The organism is Planctomycetia bacterium, from assembly GCA_016795155.1.
Taxonomy (GTDB): domain Bacteria; phylum Planctomycetota; class Planctomycetia; order Gemmatales; family HRBIN36; genus JAEUIE01.
In genome coordinates, this window is the sequence record JAEUIE010000058.1 from 1 (window position 1) to 18,382 (window position 18,382).

Consider the following 18,382-nt stretch of genomic DNA (forward strand, 5'->3'; position numbering starts at 1 on the left):
GATTGCGATCATCGCCTTGCTGATGGCTCTGCTGTTGCCAGCCATCCAGAAAGTTCGCGAAGCAGCTAACAAGATGCTGTGCGCGAGCAACTTGCGTCAGATTCTGACCGCAAGCCACAATTTCCACAACGATTACAATCGTTTGCCCCCCGGCACCATGGGTGGTGGCAGCAAGAATAGCGCCGTCTATCCATTCCCGATGCTGGATGGTCCACTGGTCGGCATTCTGTACTTCCTCCTGCCCTACATGGAACAGGACAATCTGTACAAGAATTTCCGTATGCCAACCACTGCTGTCGACACCCCCGGCGCTGTTGGTCAGAACTGGTTTGATAATCCACTGGCTCCCTATGCCAGCACCACACCACCTAATCTGACCAATTACTACTGGGCAACCGCCAAGCTGAAGATGTTCCTGTGTCCTTCTGCTTCTGTTTATCCAGCTCTCTACAACAGCGGTCTGTTTGGTGCTTCTTCAGGCGGTCAGACCCTTGGTCTGATGACTTGGACCAATGGTGACAACCAGTACACTGGTGGTTATTTCGATGACGGCGTAACAGTCGAACAGTGGTATCCATTCGGTGCTACCAACTACTTCGGTTGTGCAGGTTCCGGCCATTTGAATAACGTTGCTGTTCCTGGCATTGGTGCTGCAGGTGGTTTGACTCAGTTTGAAGGCATCTTCACCGAACGCTCCAAGGTAACCCTTGGTCAGTTGGCAGTGCAGGATGGTACCAGCAACACCCTGGCATTCGGCGAAGGCGCTGGCAGCCGTGGCTGGTGGGCAACCGCTAATCTGGTCGATACCACGAGCTGCAGCTGGGCAGGTGGTTTCGTTCTGTCAACGGTTGGTGGTATGATGCGAGCCGCTCGCGATACCAATGGTAATGTTCCCGATATCCGTCGTTTCAGCTCCTATCACGCAGCTGGCGTTCAGTTCAGCTTCGCTGATGGTTCCACTCGTACTTGCCGCTTCGGCAACACTGCTAACCTGGCGGGTCGTCCTCTGGGTGCAGGTATCACTGGTGCCGTGTACTTCGCATGGAACCCTGACTGGACCGTGTTCCAGCAGTTGGGTGGCCGTCGTGATGGTCTGCAGTTCGACGCAACCGGTATCGTTGACTAACTTGTAAACCTCATAATCACGCGGTGATATTATCACCGCGTGATTTCATTCAGGAGTTGACAGTGAAGACTCTGCTGAAGATTGCTTCCTTCGTTGTCCTTTGCATCTTTGTCGCTGGCTGCTCGGGCGAACCTTCCTATCCCAAGCCTACTGGCTCTGGCACCAAGAATGTCAAGGATAATTTTGGTGGAAAGAATGCCAAGGGTGCTGCACCTGTTGGTGTATTCTAACCTGTAATCCCAATCGGAGAACAACCACATCCAGGCGATGTGGTTGTTTCGTTTTGGTTGTTCATTTTTTTTCTGGTATGATGCACTCACCTTCCGCAGTTTCAGGTGATTCATGCAGCTTGTCAAATGGTGGATTTGTCTCCTCAGTTTCAGTTGTCTGCTGGCAGTTCAGCCTGAATCTACCTCCAGTCCTGCACCGGCCATTCAACTGCCTTCTGATTTCGTCATTGAAAAAATTGCCGGGTCGCCTTTGATTAAACATCCCTTGCATGTGGCGATAGATGATCAGGGAAACTGTTATGTCACCGCGATGGCAGGCGTCAATCGCAACGGCAAGGAACTCGAAAAGGACCCGCCAAACGGCATCAAGCTGTTGAAAGATACCGATGGCGATGGCATCTACGATCAGGCAATTACCTTTGCAGACAAGATGACTTTCCCCGGCGGGGTGCTCTGGCATCACGGCGCAGTGTATGCCACTTCCTTCCCTTACTTGTGGAAACTGGTTGATAAGAATGGCGATGGCCAGGCCGATGAACGCATTCCCCTGGTGGGTAAGTTTGGATCGGTAGGCAACGGTGCCGACCTGCATGGGCCACAGTTTGGCCCGGATGGCTGGCTCTACTTCTGCGATGGCCGCAATGGACATGATTGCACTCTGGCTGATGGCAGAAAGATCAAGGGCAGGGCATCAGGCCTGTATCGCTGCAAACCTGATGGCAGCGGACTCGAACGGGTGTTTGCAGGCGGCATGGACAACCCGGTCGAAGTGGCATTTACGCCAACGGGTGAACCGCTCGTCTGCACCAATCTGATTATGAACAAGCCTCGCCATGATGGATTGCTTTTTGGCCTCGAGGGTGCTGTTTATCCTTATGATCTGGGTGCAGTGAAAGAACTGAAATGGACTGGTCAGTACATGCCCATTATGGGTGAACTCGGCTGGGTTGCGGTATCGAGTATTGTCAGGCAAACCAGTCCAGCCTGGGGCAGTGAAAATCAGGACAAGTATTTCGTAGCTGAGTTCAACACGCATCGCATCCGCAAGTTGACCATCAACAGGCAAGGTGCCAGCTTTGCCATGCAGGCGGAACCATTTCTCAGTTGCACCGACCCTGATTTTCATCCAACCCAACTCGTGCAGGTTGCCGACGGCAGCATGCTGCTGGTTGATACCGGTGGCTGGTTTCGCAATGGCTGCCCGACTTCTCTAATGGAAAAGCCTTCCATTCATGGTGGCATCTATCGCATCAGGAAAAAGAATCAATCCGCCAAGGGGAAACGGATTCCGTCACCATGGCCAAACTGCACCGTGGAAGAAGCCCGGAGCACGCTTCAGAAGAATGATGTAGCAGTGAAACTCGATGCACTCTGGTCACTGGGCCGACAACTGGCAATCAGTCCGAACGAAGAGGTTCAGCAGATTATTCGCAGCGCACTTGCAGATCAGCATATTGATGTGCTGGTACTGGCATTACGCATGGTGGGGCAATATCGCGATGTGCATGCGCTCGATAGTCTCGTTCGACTGGTAAAACATCCAGACCAGGCAGTTCGACGGGAAACTGCGACTGCACTGGGCCGTTTGAAACATGTTGATGGCGTTGCACCATTGATTCAGGCACTGGAGAATGCTGAAGATCCCTGGCTGGAACACGCCATCATTTATGCACTGATGCAAATCAACGAACCATCAGTAACCACTTCAGGATTGAAGAGTTATGCGCCGCGTGTGCAGCGAGGCGTCATGCTCGCTTTGGATCAGATGCCTGGCGAAAGGCTTACCTGGACCCATCTTTCTGAACTGATGCAAACCACCGATGCCAGACTCAGACAATCGGCTCTGGAGGTGATGGTCAAACATCCCGAATGGGTGACTGACCTGGCGGATTATGCAGAACGCAAGCTCAGTGAAAAGAGCCTGCATCGCGATGCTCCAGCCATTGCCGGCATGAAACAATTGCTGACAGCATTGGCGACTCAGGAACGCATTCAGCAACTGATGGCAGATAAGCTGGCCTGCCCGGAAGAAAGTGGACTGGTGCGAAGCATTATTCTGGATGCCATGTTGCAGGCTGATCTTGTTAGATGGCCGAAGCTGTGGAACCAGCCGCTCAATCAGTTTCTCGATAACCCCCAGTGGGATAATGAATTATTGATGCAGGGGATACTGGCTGCGGGTGCATCGAAGCAACGGCATTTTGATGCATCGCTGCGCAGGATTGCCGAGCAGGGAGATCGCCCGCTTTCTACTCGCCTGTCAGCGGCTACTATCGCATTGAAGGATGGCAAGCCGGTGGGCGATTCCCTATTCAACGAAATGATGTTGGAGCTGCACCCGGAGAGTGAACCAGCCTTGCGATTGAATGCGCTGCAAGCCCTGTCAGGCGCAAGTTTAAGCAGTTCTCAATTGAACAGATTGCTGCCTTTCATCAAACATGCTGGCCCTATGGAATTGCCTATACTGCTTACTGTCTGGGAACATCGAAGTAAAGAGATTGTATGGCCTCCGCTTCTTGAGGCGCTGCTTTCATCCCCCGGCTTGCCAGCTGTATCCCTGGATCGATTACAGACTTTGATCCAAGCAGCGCCTGCTGAATACCAAACCAAGGCGTCACTAATACTGACCAGGGGCAGACCAGACCTGGCAGCTCAGAAAACCCGGCTTAGACAGTTAGAGTCAACGTTGACTGGTGGCGATGTGCAGAAAGGCCGGGAGATTTTCTTCAGCAGCAAAGCTGTCTGTTCCACCTGTCATCGCGTGGGCAACGAAGGTGGTTTGATCGGGCCGAATCTCTCGACTATTGGCAGCATTCGCACTCGTGGCGATCTGCTCGAATCCATACTGTTCCCCAATGCTTCGCTGGCTCGTGGCTACGAAACGCTCGTGATCGTCACAAAAGAGGGGAAAACAATTACTGGCGTTCTGACGCGGGAAACGGTGGATGCACTGGTGTTGACCGACAGCCAGCGTGCGGAACATAAAGTGCTGCGGCAGGAAATTGAACAGATGACAGCTTCCAGTGTTTCCACTATGCCAGCAGGGATGGATCAGACTCTTTCTGCAGAGGAACTGCGTGATCTTCTGGCCTGGCTGGCAACGCTGAAATGACAGTAGCTGCATCTTCAATCATGGATGCCGAAGCAGTGAAAAAACTGGCTCCGGATGAAGCGAGCCTGGCTTCTGCTGTCAAGCTGCAATCAGCCCGGCACTGGAAATCGCCCGGATGTTATGATTCATACCTTTGGGGCGAATGCCAGGGAAGTGCTCTGTACCAGATCAAGGTTGAACTGGAACCCTTCAGCTACCATTGCAACTGCCCCAGTAGAAAATTCCCGTGCAAACATGTTCTGGGCCTGCTGTTGCTCGCATCCAGTGAGCCACATGTTTTCATTCAATCCGCCCCCCCTGCCTGGATGAACGATTGGCTGAATAAGCGAAAGGAATCAGCACAACGAAAGGCAGTACGACAGGAATCGAGTGAGCCAGTCGATGTGGCTGCACAGGAAAAACGTGTTGAGCAACGGCAAACGCGAGTACAGGATGGGCTGGATCGTTTTGAACTCTGGCTACATGATCTGATTCGCGGGGGGCTGGCTGGGGTGGAACAACAGGGCCAAACTCCCTGGGTCGAACAATCACGCAGGCTGGTAGATGCCCAGGCACCGGCACTGGCTGCACGAGTGCGGAAACTGGGTGATATTCCAGGCAGCCATCCGAACTGGCCTACACAATTGCTGCAGGAACTCGGCAGGATCAAACTTGGATTACAAGCCAATCGACAGCGCGAAAAGCTTCCGTCTGATCTGGTGCAGGATATTCGGCAGTGGCTGGGTTGGACGGTAGCAAGTGAAGCTGTGGAAAAGGAAGGGGAACGGATAGCAGATACCTGGATGGTGCTCGGCCAGTGGGTGGAGGAAGATGATCGGCTGACGCTGCAACGTACCTGGTGCATGGGGAAGGCGAGTGGTCAAACAGCGTTGTTGTTGCAGTTTGCTGTCGGAAGAGCAGGCTTTACCGTTACGATGCCAGTTGGAACCGAGCAGGTGGGGACGATGATTTTCTATCCCGGAGCGAGCAGACTGCGGGCATTGTGGAAACCTGATGAAGGAGTAAAACGGGCCAGCATGTCAGCTTTTCCCGGGTCTGCCAGCATCGGTCATTTTCTGCATGGGGTTGCAGAGAAGCTGGCCGCATTCCCCTGGCTGGATGTTTTCCCATGCAACCTGCAGCAGGTACAAGTACATCCACATCAAGATCAATGGTATGTCACTGATATTACAGGGCAATCGTTACCCATGACTTCTCAAGCTGGCTGGAGAATAATGGCACTTTCCGGTGGTAATCCGGTCGGGCTGGCCGGTGAATGGGATGGCAATCAGTTCAGGCCTCTGGGCATGTTTCACGAAGGAAGATATCGTTTGTTGCCATGAATACTCTGGTCAAGCTGGCATGTACTGGTACTGCACAGGCGAAGCTGACAGATTTATCTGGTGCCAGTGAAGTGGATAGTCTGGTCACCAGTTCCCAGGTCGAGGAACAGGTGTTGCTGCTCGCAGGTGCTCGCGGGTTGTATGAGCAGGCAGGCTGGCTGCCTGTGGAGCAGGTGCCCATACCTCCTGCTGCAGATGCTACTGACCGAGCAATTCGTTCCCCCCAACTCATTCACCTTCTGCAGCAGGTGCTCGAAAACAAGCGATTCGATCTGTTGACAGAATTCGTGCGATCACTGGAGCAACAACACAGACATCTGCCCTATGAAGTATTGCCTCTAGTGCTCGAGGTAACTGAACCGGAGCTGAGACAATCCATCCTGCCGGTACTCGGTCCACGAGGCATCTGGCTTAGTCAGTTCAATCCGCGGTGGGCATGGGTTTCCCAGGGTACAACTTCGGTAACAGATAATGATCGAACTGCTTTGAAACGAGCCTGGGAGGAAGGGAAACTATCACAGCGACTGCTGGCATTGAACGTGATCAGGCAGGCTGATGCAACGGAAGGCAGGCAATGGCTGCAGGAGGCTTTGCCACAGGAAAAGGCTGATGCCCGAGCCACGCTGCTACAAGCATTGCAGACAGGCCTGTCTCGTGAAGATGAGCCACTGCTGGAATCGCTGCTGGATGATCGGAGTGAACAAGTCAGGCAGCAGGCCGCCTCGCTGTTGGGACAACTGCCTGAGTCTGGATATGTATCACGCATGCAGTTCCGGGCGGCGGCGATGGTGCAGGGAACATACCCACAACTATCCATGAATCCCCCTGAAGAATTGCCTCGCGACTGGATGCGGGATGGCATCAGCAACAAGTCACCAGCAGGGCGAGGCAAACGGGGCTACTGGGTTGAATCGATTGTAACTGCCGTGCCTTTATCGCATTGGCTGCCTTACTGCCAGGGTGAGCCAACCCGGTTTCTGCAGGCATTGCAGAATGATCCTTACGTGGATGACATGGTGCAGGGTTTGACACGCGCAGTTCAAGTGCAGGCTGATGATTCTGCAACCACGCTGGCCTGGGTGCATGCACTATGGAACTACTGGCTGTTCGAGTGGCAAAGCAGCAGAAAGAAAAATCAGGTCATGCTCAACTGCATGGTGGTGCTCTTGAAACGCCTGCCGCCAACCACTGCTGAGCAGCAGATTTTACCATTTCTCGTTCCAGGACGCATACATACTGATGCATTGATGATGTTTCTCGATGTCCTGTGCCGTCCCTGGTCAACAGCTTTTTCGCTTCATTATATGCAACTGGCCCGGCATACGGTCAAGACGGGTGTGATCGATGAAGCATATGAATGGGCCAAATCGCTGGAGAATGCCAGCCGATCATTGCCTCGAAGTGTGCTAGGCGCAGCCTTATTGCCTTGGGAATTGCGGGAGCCTGCGAGTTGGACAGGCCGGGCACTACAGCAACTGGTGGAACGCTTCATCGAACATGTGCAGTTACGCAAATTGTTTTTCGAAGAACTGGATGCAGAATGAGGATTGAAGGCGATTGCACTCGGAATTTGTAACACACTCCGGCGGTATTCCGCCGGAGTGTAGTTTCGGAGAACAAAATCTCATCTCTCGAATCAGAGTGGCACGCAAGCGAAAGTAGCACACCTCGACGTGAGTACACGTCGAAGTGTAGCACGGACACCGAATCGCAATTATCCATGATCAATCATGTATTGCGATATGCCACGAGCATGGCTTCTTCAATCGTGGCAAACTTCTGACCACTGGCCATCAGAGCATCAACACGTGATCGGGCTTCATACTGGCTAAGTCCCAAACGCATCAGAGTGCCGATTAGCTCATTCAGAATCGGATCGACGACTGGTGTTCTCCCAGGCTCCGGTGTTTCACTCGAATAAGGCAACATCTTCTTTTGCAGAGTGGATACAATCTTTTCCGCAGTCGTGGCGCCAAAGCCGGGCAGCTTCGCTAAGGTCTTCACATCACCCCGCTGTATAGCGCTGGCGATTTCAGGCACCGGCCTGCACAGGGCACGCAATGCCTTGCGAACGCCAATCTTATCGACCGTGCAGATGAGATCAAAGAACTCGAGTTCCTGCTCGTTCTCGAAGCCGATCATGCGCGGATGAATGGTAGACTGCATAGCACCTGCTTCGAGGTAGTGCCTGGTGTGCAGGGTGATTTCCTGGCCAACCTTGGCGGTCAGGCTGGATTTAGTCGCTTCCGAGACGAGCAATTCGTACTCAATAGCCCCGACCTGCAACCGGATGCGGTCTTCCACGATGCGATTCAGATGGCCAAGGATACGGGTGATCATAGAAAGGGGTCAGGGTTGAAGGGTCAGTAGTCAGAATAAGAGAGAACCCTGCAATATAGTAGCTCAATATTCTGCTACTGGCTGCTGGCTTCGGTCTCCTTAACTCTGATCGACGCGTAGTAATGACAGAGCGCAACCGCAAGGGCATCCGCAACATCGGGTGGTTCGGGTGGGGCAGCCAACCCCATTTCCTGGGCGACTGTCAGTTGCATCTGTTCCTTACTGGCCCGGCCTGCACCCGTGATCAGTTTCTTCACCTGCGTAGCACTATAGCTGAAGGTGGGAATATGGCGCAGGCTTGCAGCCAGTAGCATGACGCCACGGGCATGGCCCATGATGATGGCAGTACGCGGATGCTTGTAATGGGCATATAGCTGTTCAACAGCCATGGCTTGGGGCTGAAACTGATCGACGATTTCGAGCAGGCCCTGATGCAAGGTACACAGCCTGGTTTCCAGCGGGCCATCGCCACCGCGGAGCACACCTGCTTCGCAGAGCTCTGGCCCGTGCCTGGTGATATTCAGAACCGCGTAGCCAGTGATGCGCAGTCCGGGATCGATGCCAAGAATACGTGCTTGCATGAATGGTATGGTAGCAGGTTAGTTATTATGGCACTACCTCAACAGGACAACATCAAACTGTATCTGAACATCGGCGAAAATCTCTTGGCGTCTTCTTGGCGTCATGGCGGTAAAAAAGATAAACCGCCAAGTGGCCAAGAAGCGCCAAGAAAATGTATTCCGTTTAAGTTAATCAGTTCCGGTAAAGCACTGTTGTTTCCGCATCTCTAAGAATGCCTTTTCCGCCGGTGGGGGAGACATCGACAATGCCTGCTCAAAGTATTTGATTGCTGTCACGTTATCGCCCTTACGGCGGTGCAATTCGCCAACAGCAGCTGGCCAGTGATGATAACCTGCTGGTGCACCGTCCGGATACGACTTGTTCAACCAGGAAATTCCCGCCTGCGGCCCATGCAGATAAGCTAGCGCTATCGCACGATTCAGTGCGTGCACCGCTGTCGGCTCCATCGTGTAAAGCAGCGCATAGCATTGTTCAATCACGTTCCATTTGGTCTCCGCAAACGAAAGCGCCCGGCAATGCTCTGCAGCAATCGCTGCTTCCAGATGATATTTCGAAATGATGTTCCCCACTGCAGCCCGTTCCAGCCAATGGTAGCCAGTGCGGATGAGTGACCAATCCCATTCGGAACGATCCTGTTCATCGAGCAGCACTAGGCTGCCTGCTGCATTGATCCGTGTCTGCAATCGGCCCGCATGCAGGAGCATCAAGGCAAAGAGCGCTTGCGAATCGGGGGTGGAGGTCGGTGTATGCTGAATGAGGAACTGTGTCAGTCGCACTGCTTCTTCGCACAGATCCATGCGTATGAGCGCTTCGGGGTGATGTGAATTGTAGCCTTCGTTGAAAAGCAGATAGAGGATGGTCTGTACCGCAGGCAGACGTTCAACCAGTTCTGCTTCTGTCACATCATCGGGGTTGAGCGATTCGCTACGGAGTGTCTCCTTGGCTCGCGTCAACCTTTTCTGAATGCTGGCCTGACTGGTCAGCAAGGCGTGAGCAATTTCGGGCACACTGAAGCCGCACAAAGTTTTGAGAGCAAAAGTAATCTGTGCCTCGGTGCCCAGTGATGGGTGACAACTGACAAACAGCATCCGTAATTGATCATCCATGCGATGATCCGTAACAGAATTGGCTTCGGGTTGCGTCTCTGCATGCTGATACTGCAGGTCTTTCTCAATCTTGTTCCAAGTTCTTTGCCTTCGCAGTTTGTCGATCAGCAGGTTTGAGGCAGCACGATGCAGCCACGCTGATGGATCAGGAGGCAAACCTTGGCGAGGCCAAGTGTGCATAGCCTTCAGCAAGGCTGACTGCACCGCATCTTCAATATCATCGAGCAGGCGAATGCTGAAACGTCGAGACAAATTCGCCACGAGCCGACCATACTCGTGGCGAAAGGTATGTTCAGTGAGTTGGGTGATACCTGACATTGCTTTTCTCTCACCACTCACCCCTGAATCTATCCCGCCAGACCAGCGAGTTCACGGATCTCAATAGAACTGCCATCGTGATGCGCAGGGCATTCCTTGGCAATAGCCAGGGCCTGTTCATAGGTATCACACTGGATGACCGAGTAGCCGCCAAGCAGTTCCTTGGCTTCAACAAAGGGGCCATCGGTAACGACGCCCTTGGCACGGAGTACTTTGCCGGTGGCATGCAGTGCGTCGCCTGGGTCAACCATCTGGCCAGCCTTCATGAACTTTTCGATCCATGCACCCCAGCGGGCCATCAGTTCCTGCATCTGGTCAGGCGAAGGCATGCCCTGATTGGGGGCGGAGGTGGAATCACGATAGACAAACAGAAACTTCTTAGCCATGGGGCACCTTTCACGTTACGTTGTTAAGCAGGCACCATGCCTGCTTTCAGGAGAGAAACGAACGAGAACCCCTTCATTGGACAAAAGAAAAAGGAAAAAGCAAGAAAACTCGCGTAAACCCAGATTTTTCTCATGGATGGTTACTCAACCCCTGGCATCCTCCGCCTTCAATCGTTCCCACACCTTCACCAGCTCCATCGGCATCGGCATGCTGAATCGCATCTGAACGTTCGTTGCAGGATGAACAAATCCCAGTTCCGCTGCATGCAGGGCAATGCGAGGGGCGCCGCTTTTATCTTCCATTGGTTCTTTGAAAACAGGCCGATTGTAAACCTTTTCACCACAGAGCATGTGCCCCTGCTCGGAAAGATGAATGCGAATCTGATGGGTACGGCCTGTTTCCAGCCGACATTCCACGAGGGTGTAGTGCTTCAATGTTTCGATCGGCTTGACATGCGTGATGGCATGTTTACCTGGCATGGTATCGACGGGCGCGCTGCCTCGCCGACCATCGCCCCGGTCGCGAACAAGAGTAGTTTCAATCTTCATGGGCTGAGTGATCCTGCCATGCACCAGGGCTTTGTAAACGCGGAGGATGGAGTGCTTTTTAAACTGGGCACCCAGATGACGTTCCGCTTCCACGGTGCGGGCGAAGACCATCAAGCCGCTCGTATCACGATCAAGCCGATGTACCGCACGCACCGTAGGCAAACTACCTCGCTGACTTCGTTTCGGACCTTGCTGGCTGAATCGTTCCTGCCTGGCAATCACTTTGGGCAACAGTTCATCAAGCGTAGGCTGAATCTGCTTGCGGCGATCATCCCAGTCATCCTCTTCCGGATGCCTGACCGTAGTGACACCTGCTGGTTTCTCCACTACCACGACATGGGCATCGAGATGGCGAATCACCACCTGTTCCTGATCGGGTGGCTTCTTCTGGGGTTGCGCAGTAACTTTGACAACTTCCTTTTCTTTAACCCGCCTGGCTGGATCGAGGCACAGGTTGCCATCGATCATCACCCGCCGACGTTCTACTACAGCACGGGCTTCGTTCCACGAGAGTTCAGGCGACCAGCGGCGTACCAGGGCCGCCAGCGTTTGTCCTGCTTCGTTGGGCGTAATGTGATGAGTAGCGTCGGGCATGAATAGGCAATGGTAAATATTTAAACCATCATCTTACTTATCGCCAGAATAAAGTCGCCAGCAGAAACAACAGCATGGGTGCTAACCCCAGGAGGAGGCGAAGAACTAACAACAGAACAAACAGAGTTACAATCTTTCCCGGTGTCGGATTTTTGACATATTGACGCAGCCAGTTGCCTGCCCGTTTCCAGGAATTCTGCTTCTCAGCAACTTTATCATTCGCAATCGTATTTCGCCCGGCAGCAACACCATCCAACCAGACCAGAATGGCCAGGCCGATGAGAAGTAGCCAGAAAAGAGGCGAAGGCATGGGCATCCTGACAGGATAAGCATGCCCAGCACAGGCTACCAGTGCAAAAAGGTGGCTCTACTGCCTGACCTGTGCACCCAGTGCCGTGGGCGGAGGAGTTGGCTTGAGGAAAGAGCGAATGCGATGCTTGGCAGTCTTGATCAGGCTGGGCCGACGCATCGCCAGGCGAATAGCCCGTTCGAGTGGTGGATGTGGCCGATGCTGACGGAGGAACTGGTACATTTCCTGGTTGGCCCGAACCACGTTGCCATTGTTACCATACCGCAACTGAGCCAGGTGGTCGTAATCAAAATCTGGCTTGAAGGTTTCACATTGATCGAGCACACCGAGGGCAAACAATGCGATTTTGGTACGGTAGCACTTTTCACAACGGTTGCAGTTGTAGCGATCATATTTGTTGTTGAAGCAGACACGCAGCCGACGACGGGCCACTTCGTTTTCCACCACCCTGGCAATTTTCTCCAGCCGCTTGGCTTCACAGCCATCGTTGAAGATCTGTACCGCTTCGGTGCTCCAGAGCGGATCGAGTATTGGGTGAGAACCCCAGCAGAACAGGTCGCCATAATGCTGCGACGAGGCGATGTAAGTCGTTTCCAGTGTTGGGGAGAGCAGCGATGCAGTACCGCCCAGTACCGCACCATGATAATATCGCCAATGGACAAACTGATCGCTGAACTCGCGGATGTTGGATTTGATTTCAATCAGCCCGGCGCCCAGTTCATCAGCCATCTGTCTGATTTGTTCCGTAGCAATCCGGGCAAACGATTCCTGATCGAGGCGGATGTCAAACCCCCAGGCAAACAGGAGCCTGGTGATGCTATCACGATGTTTCAGGTAGGTATAAAACGAATCAACTCCACCGGAAAAGAAACTGCCTGCGGTACGGCCTGGCTTATGTCGTTCCTCAGCAACCGGCATCGCCACTTCAACCTTCTGCGTTCCTGGCAGGAAGTAGCGATAAATATCCTGGATGGTGGAGAGCTGCTGATGCATCTTTCGTGAGACGGGAAATCGAGTCGTCAGCTTCCAGCCTCGCGACATGGCCAGCGGCAGGCACATGGCAACAAAGGGCGTAACGCTGCTGCTGACCGGTGAATTCTTTACTTCAAAAAAGAGATTGAATGAACCTTCCGGACATTCCAACTGCACCTCAGCACGGGAACCGTCGAACAAATCCCTGACCACAGGCTGATGAATGATGAGTTCACGTGTCATCCGTGATTTCTCCATATGTGCAGACAGTTACGAGGACTGAGAGGTTTCTGAACCGAACAGCTTCAGGTATGTTGACTTGCGGAAAAGAGGCTTGGCCTGCTTGTTCAGCTTCCGGAGCATGCTGGGCCGTCGCATCGATCGCTCTACCGCACTGATGACATGCTGGCTGTCGCGACGCTCCTTGAGCGCTTCGAGATTTTCCTGCACATACATCAGGATGCGCGGATTATCACCAAGCCTCATGCGGGCAATCAGTTTAGGATCAAGCTGTTTATCGAAACTCTCGCATTGATCGAGCACGTTCAGCGAATAGAGGCTGATCATGGTACGCAGGCATTTTTCGCATTGGCCACAGTTCAGTTCATTGTTTTTGTTGCGATAGCAGACACGCAGTGATTTCAGGGCGAGCGGGTTCTGGGCGAGAAAGGCTACTTTTTCGAAGCGGGTTGCTTCGCAGCCATCGTGAATGATCTCAACCGCTTCGCTGCTCCAGAGTGGGTCGAGCATGGGATGTGTTCCACAGGGAAACAGATCGGCATAAGTGTGGGTGGCAGCCAGGTACATCGTGCCCAGGCGATTGCCTAATAAATGGGCCACGCTGGCCAGGGCTGCACCATGATACATGCGCCAGGAAACAAAACGGTCGCAGAATTCGCGGAGGTTGGTTTTTACCTCGATGAGGTTCACCTGAAAGCCGAGTGCAATCTTCTTCATTTCAGCAGATATACGCTGTGCCAACTGAGGCTTACTGAGTGGAACATCGAAGCCGGTGATGAAGACGTGGTTGGTGATGCTTTGCTGATGTTTCAGGAAGGTGTAATACGAATCCACGCCGCCTGAGAAGAAACAGCCCGCAGCAGAATGTCGTTGCGAGAAGACATGTTCAGGAGCGGAACAGTGAATGCGTTGTGTGCCTGGTATCCAGCTTTGCAAGATGGTCTGAATAGCGTGAAACGATTGCAGCAGTCTGCCTGATACAGGTGCCTGGCAGTGCAGATCCCAACCTTTCGCCATGGCCAAAGGCAATGCAGCGATGGCAAAGGGGGTGCCGTCCACTACCGGTTCACAACCCGTGACCTCGTACCAGAGTTCCTGTAAAAATGGTGGAGCTTCCAGCCTGGCTGCGACCCTGCAGCCCGTTTCAGTACGAACTATCGTCGGCATCTTGATGGAAAAGATGTCTGGCAACGTTCTGCTCCGGCAACTTGAGTGAAAGTGATGTATTTACGCGATCGCATCACGCTGGCACCATGATGGGCCATTTCCTTTATCAGCAGAAAGGCATAGGCATGTTAACTGAATTTCCGCGTACAGCAGAACTTTAGTAAACCTTAATTGAAAATAGGAGAGTTAAACAATTCAGAAAATGAAATGGAGAGATCTGGCTATTTCAGAGAAAAATGTCTGATATGAAAGGCGTTATCCGTTCTCGATACTTCCAACGTAAATTCGATTCGTCCAGATGATAACTCTTCACGGTACTCGTACCGTCTGATATGGGGATCAGGTTGATCCTTCGTTCCAGAATACTTTATGCCACTGCCGGAGGGGAATGGGTTGCGCTTCATGATGTCTATGAACTGGTCAGCATTGATCTGTTTCTGATAATCGTCCGATGTTCTGGCATAAGCCTCGGCGAACCGGCCTCCTTTCAGATCATTGAGAAACGCATTGGCGACCTGGTTGTAAGGGCCATCGACTCCGGTCTCTTCGCCAAACGGAGTTTTGGAGGCCGGTGCGCCAAAATAATGACAGCCTGATACCGAGGTCAGAACGAACAGAAACAAGTGTGCCGGTAGACTTCGCATGAGCAATGGTGCTCCGTTTCGGTTCTGCGGTGTATCAGCATTCAAATGTTTGCAAGTAGAGTGTGTCCTGTGATAGAATATCACATATGACTCTTCCAGCCCACCAACATGATAACTCCGAAGCAGCCATCGTTAGCAGGCTGATTCAACAGACTAATGCCAAAATGCCTGTAGCTGTGGCAAAGTACATGTTAGCACTTGGCTTTTGTGAAGCTGACCAAGAGCGCATGCTGAACCTTGCAGAAAGAAACCAATCAAACGGCTTGACTCAAGATGAGCAGATGGAACTGATGAATTACGTTCGAGCTGGTCATCTGCTGACTGCGTTGCAATCAAAAGCACGGAAATTCAAATCAAAACATGCCGTGACCAGAAGAGCATGCGACCGTTGATACATTAAGACTGATTGGAATTCAGGAACGTGCAATGCAAACAAGCCACGTGATATCAGATCTATTTCTCGCATCTACCTGCTTATGGGTACTCTACCAGTGTTGGAAACGCCATGAATCACCACTGATTATCGTCTGGGGCCTGTTCTTTGGCTTCGTCGGCCTGGCTGCCTTCTTCGGCGCGTTGCGCTTTGCGGATGTACATCCCAACATGGTTCATGTCTCGCAGTTCTTTCAACGGCTCGCTTCGACTCTTGGTTCCTGCGGACTGGTAGCAGGTGTAGCCTGGCTCTTCAAGCGATATCATTCATTGCCCTTGCTCACCTGTACAGTCATCGCATGCATTGCTTGTGTGGTAGCTGATTTCATCATTGATAAAACCTCGTACTACAGCATCGTTCAGATGATTGCCATGGTGCTTGTGCTGGCAATTGCGGTCTTCCATTGGATTAAGCGTCGTCTGCCAGAACATCGCACCATGGCCTGGCGGCTAGTATTGGCCATTGTGCTTTCTGCGCTTGCAACGACATCGTTGCAAATGCTGCCGGCACCTTATTCCATTGATGCCTTCCATTACCTGCTCGGAGCCGGCATTCTCTGCTTCGGCTGGGCGGCAATGAGCCAACTTGAGTCCGGGCAAGCATTAACACCACAAGTATGAAGATATAATCAATTTAGCCATCGGCTCTTTAAGCCGGTGGCGGGTTCGCGCGGAGATGGAATGCGATTGCGCACACATCGCATCGGAACGTCAATGCATGAGATTTTCATGATGAAGAGATAATGCACATGACAATTCCGCTTACCATGTTACTCTAGATGTCAGCCTCGGAATAACTACCACGGTATCCTCAACCTCAGGAGAAATGTCATGTTTCAAAGATTGCTGACTGCTGGACTTGTCCTTGCTCTCTTGTCCACAGCCTGGGCCGACGACAAGGAAGATGCAGCCAAGAAAGAACTCGAGAAGTTCAAGGGCGAATGGAAGCTGGTCGGCGGCGACATCGTGATGAAGTTCGATGGCAACAAGTATGATTTTGAAGCAGGCCCCCAATCAGAGAAGGGCAAGTTCAAGATCGATCCTAGCAAAAAACACATCGACTTGGAAATTACCGAAGGCAACGATAAAGGAAAGAGCCAGCCAGGCTTCTATGAGTTCAAGGATGGCAAGCTGTTCATCGGCCTGGCCATGCCTGGCGAAAAAGAACGCCCCGCCAAGCTCGAAGACGGCGAAGTGCAGTTCGAGTTCGAGAAGGTAAAGAAGTAAGTTGTCGAGCGGAAATGAATATTTAGCCCCCGGCTCACTTTAAGCCGGGGGCGGGTTCACGCGGAAAATGAATACGAAGGCAATCGCTGACTACGGCATCGCTACGTTGTGGTAGATTTCCTGCACATCATCCGACTCGTTCACCATGCCAAGAAACTTCTCAAACGTAGCCTGATCTTCCGGGCTGAGCGTCTTGGTCTCTTGTGGCAGAAACACGATTTCCTGTACTTCAAATTCCAAGCCAGGGAACGCTTCGTGCAGGGCATTCTTGGCTTTGAAGAACTCAGCAGGTGGGACGAAGACCGTGATGGTCTTATCCTTCCGTTCGATCTCTTCCACCACGACATCGGCGGCGTACAGTGCTTCCATCACCTTGTCTTCATCGTCCCCCTGGAACTGAATGATCGCCAGGTGATCGAACATCATGGTGACCGAGCCACTGTTGGCCAGCTTGGAATTGGTCTTGGTGAAGCAGGGACGCAGGTCCGAAATGGTTCGCCGATTGTTGTCGGTCAGGCAATCGATAATGACCAATGCCCCGCCGGGACAAACTCCCTCGTACCGTGCCGTTTGAAAATCCTCTCCGCCCGCACCAGCAGCCTTCTGGATCGCTTTGTCAATCACGTGGGCGGGAACGTTATCTTTCTTGGCCCGATCAACAACGTGACGCAGCAACGGATTGGCATCCGGGTCAGGCACACCCTTCTTGGCCGCCATGTACACCTGCTTGCTGTACCTGGAATAGACCTTCGCGTTGTTTAACGCGGTTTTGAAGATGGAATGCTTGCGCTTTTCAAAAATACGACCCATGGGAGTTCACCTCTAACATCATTCTATCGAGGGCGTGAAGAAGTTTGCAAGGTGGGCTACTCCCAAGGAGAATCTGAACTGGGATGAGAGTGTTCTGCAGCGCACTCTCACCTCCGCATGGCGACCCGTCACTCGCGTTCCGGGCTGCACGTTGCATTGAACTCTCTTCCTCGCCAGTGCATGTAACACTCAGCCTGCGGCGAAGCGCGGGCCGTCTTGCTGTTCCACCACATAACACATCACATCCTGCAAGGCGGGTTCCGAGTAGACTCGGCGTTTGCTACCATTCTCCGAAAAGTGGTGCTTCCGCTGTACCAAATCAGGGTACGCTTCTCTCAGTTTGCGAGTAGACCGGGCCTTGAACTGCGTCAGCACCACATCGGGATCAACTTCCGTGGCGGTGACGACCGCATGCACATGGTTGCTGCGGGCATTGACTGCATGGAAAAGCCAACCACGATATTGACAATGCTGGCGTATCGCCGCTTCCACTATGGCCCGTTGGGGACGATCCATGACAAAGGCATCTTCCGTCATCAACAACTCAGACCATCGTTGCAATTGGGCATCACCCGGCGACCAGATTCCCGGCTTGGCATACCAACCCCGTTCATCGCCCGGCAACCAGGTGCCGTAAGTGGTCCAGGTGATGAAGTAAGCAATCGGGTCGGCTTGATCAGGCATGATATTTTCCTGAATGTTGATACCGAAACTCTAACACATGTTCCCGCATGTTATGATGAGAGTCCGCTGCAACTAACAGCCCGGAACGCCAGAGCTTTTTGCGCCATGAGCCGAAAGGTATTGCGCGACAACAAGTTGGGCTCCATACTAGGCACCAGAAGTACCACCTTCGGAGCCGATTATGGAGCACCAACTCTGGAATGCTATTGTGACCACTCTTGCCGCACTCTG

General features: G+C 52.7%; 19 protein-coding genes. 8 read left to right on the forward strand and 11 right to left on the reverse strand.

The window, feature by feature from the left end:
• The 5 genes from JNJ77_20465 to JNJ77_20485 all read left to right on the forward strand — a co-directional run.
• On the forward strand, positions 1-1,126 hold a 1,126-nt coding region (locus JNJ77_20465; protein MBL8824973.1), incomplete at its 5' end, for a DUF1559 domain-containing protein.
• Positions 1,127-1,188: 62 nt separating this feature from the next.
• The gene (locus JNJ77_20470) at positions 1,189-1,356 is read left to right on the forward strand and encodes a hypothetical protein (GenBank protein MBL8824974.1); all 168 of its coding nucleotides are present in this window, start codon (positions 1,189-1,191) and stop codon (positions 1,354-1,356) included.
• A 112-nt stretch (positions 1,357-1,468) separates the two neighbouring features.
• Positions 1,469-4,468, forward strand: a complete 3,000-nt coding sequence (locus tag JNJ77_20475; protein ID MBL8824975.1) for a HEAT repeat domain-containing protein — start codon at positions 1,469-1,471, stop codon at positions 4,466-4,468.
• A complete protein-coding gene (locus JNJ77_20480) occupies positions 4,465-5,790 on the forward strand; it encodes an SWIM zinc finger family protein (protein MBL8824976.1) in 1,326 nt (441 codons plus the stop codon). The genes JNJ77_20475 and JNJ77_20480 overlap by 4 nt, the downstream gene beginning before the upstream one ends.
• Positions 5,787-7,334 (forward strand): HEAT repeat domain-containing protein, encoded by a 1,548-nt coding sequence (locus JNJ77_20485; protein ID MBL8824977.1) that lies wholly within the window; start codon positions 5,787-5,789, stop codon positions 7,332-7,334. Before JNJ77_20480 ends, JNJ77_20485 begins: the two co-directional genes overlap by 4 nt.
• A 184-nt stretch (positions 7,335-7,518) precedes the next feature.
• Here the strand turns inward: JNJ77_20485 and JNJ77_20490 are convergent, their stop codons facing one another.
• The 9 genes from JNJ77_20490 to JNJ77_20530 form a co-directional block, all read right to left on the reverse strand.
• Positions 7,519-8,130, reverse strand: a complete 612-nt coding sequence (locus JNJ77_20490; protein ID MBL8824978.1) for a hypothetical protein — start codon at positions 8,128-8,130, stop codon at positions 7,519-7,521.
• A gap of 74 nt (positions 8,131-8,204) precedes the next feature.
• Positions 8,205-8,711, reverse strand: coding sequence for a crossover junction endodeoxyribonuclease RuvC (ruvC, locus tag JNJ77_20495; protein MBL8824979.1), 507 nt, complete (start codon positions 8,709-8,711; stop codon positions 8,205-8,207).
• Positions 8,712-8,879: 168 nt separating this feature from the next.
• A complete protein-coding gene (locus JNJ77_20500) occupies positions 8,880-10,136 on the reverse strand; it encodes a sigma-70 family RNA polymerase sigma factor (protein MBL8824980.1) in 1,257 nt (418 codons plus the stop codon).
• A 29-nt stretch (positions 10,137-10,165) separates the two neighbouring features.
• Positions 10,166-10,522 (reverse strand): hypothetical protein, encoded by a 357-nt coding sequence (locus JNJ77_20505; protein ID MBL8824981.1) that lies wholly within the window; start codon positions 10,520-10,522, stop codon positions 10,166-10,168.
• Positions 10,523-10,666: 144 nt separating this feature from the next.
• Positions 10,667-11,665: an RluA family pseudouridine synthase gene (locus JNJ77_20510; protein MBL8824982.1), complete on the reverse strand. Its 999-nt coding sequence runs from the start codon at positions 11,663-11,665 to the stop codon at positions 10,667-10,669.
• Between the two features lie 37 nt (positions 11,666-11,702).
• Positions 11,703-11,975 (reverse strand): hypothetical protein, encoded by a 273-nt coding sequence (locus JNJ77_20515; protein ID MBL8824983.1) that lies wholly within the window; start codon positions 11,973-11,975, stop codon positions 11,703-11,705.
• A gap of 57 nt (positions 11,976-12,032) precedes the next feature.
• Positions 12,033-13,190: a hypothetical protein gene (locus JNJ77_20520; GenBank protein MBL8824984.1), complete on the reverse strand. Its 1,158-nt coding sequence runs from the start codon at positions 13,188-13,190 to the stop codon at positions 12,033-12,035.
• 27 nt (positions 13,191-13,217) lie between these two features.
• Complete coding sequence (locus tag JNJ77_20525; protein ID MBL8824985.1) at positions 13,218-14,378, reverse strand: hypothetical protein; 1,161 nt, start codon at positions 14,376-14,378, stop codon at positions 13,218-13,220.
• A gap of 197 nt (positions 14,379-14,575) precedes the next feature.
• The gene (locus tag JNJ77_20530; protein MBL8824986.1) at positions 14,576-14,998 is read right to left on the reverse strand and encodes a hypothetical protein; all 423 of its coding nucleotides are present in this window, start codon (positions 14,996-14,998) and stop codon (positions 14,576-14,578) included.
• A gap of 188 nt (positions 14,999-15,186) precedes the next feature.
• Between JNJ77_20530 and JNJ77_20535 the strand changes: the two genes are divergently transcribed.
• The 3 genes from JNJ77_20535 (at position 15,187) to JNJ77_20545 (ending at position 16,657) form a co-directional block, all read left to right on the forward strand.
• Positions 15,187-15,390: a hypothetical protein gene (locus JNJ77_20535; protein MBL8824987.1), complete on the forward strand. Its 204-nt coding sequence runs from the start codon at positions 15,187-15,189 to the stop codon at positions 15,388-15,390.
• Positions 15,391-15,424: 34 nt separating this feature from the next.
• The gene (locus JNJ77_20540; GenBank protein MBL8824988.1) at positions 15,425-16,051 is read left to right on the forward strand and encodes a hypothetical protein; all 627 of its coding nucleotides are present in this window, start codon (positions 15,425-15,427) and stop codon (positions 16,049-16,051) included.
• Between the two features lie 210 nt (positions 16,052-16,261).
• Entirely contained in the window at positions 16,262-16,657 is a 396-nt protein-coding gene (locus tag JNJ77_20545; GenBank protein ID MBL8824989.1) for a TIGR03067 domain-containing protein, read from the forward strand.
• A 90-nt stretch (positions 16,658-16,747) separates the two neighbouring features.
• Here the strand turns inward: JNJ77_20545 and JNJ77_20550 are convergent, their stop codons facing one another.
• Positions 16,748-17,467, reverse strand: a complete 720-nt coding sequence (locus JNJ77_20550) for a YebC/PmpR family DNA-binding transcriptional regulator (GenBank protein MBL8824990.1) — start codon at positions 17,465-17,467, stop codon at positions 16,748-16,750.
• Positions 17,468-17,656: 189 nt separating this feature from the next.
• A complete protein-coding gene (locus JNJ77_20555; protein MBL8824991.1) occupies positions 17,657-18,151 on the reverse strand; it encodes a transposase in 495 nt (164 codons plus the stop codon).
• Between the last annotated feature and the right edge of the window lie 231 nt (positions 18,152-18,382).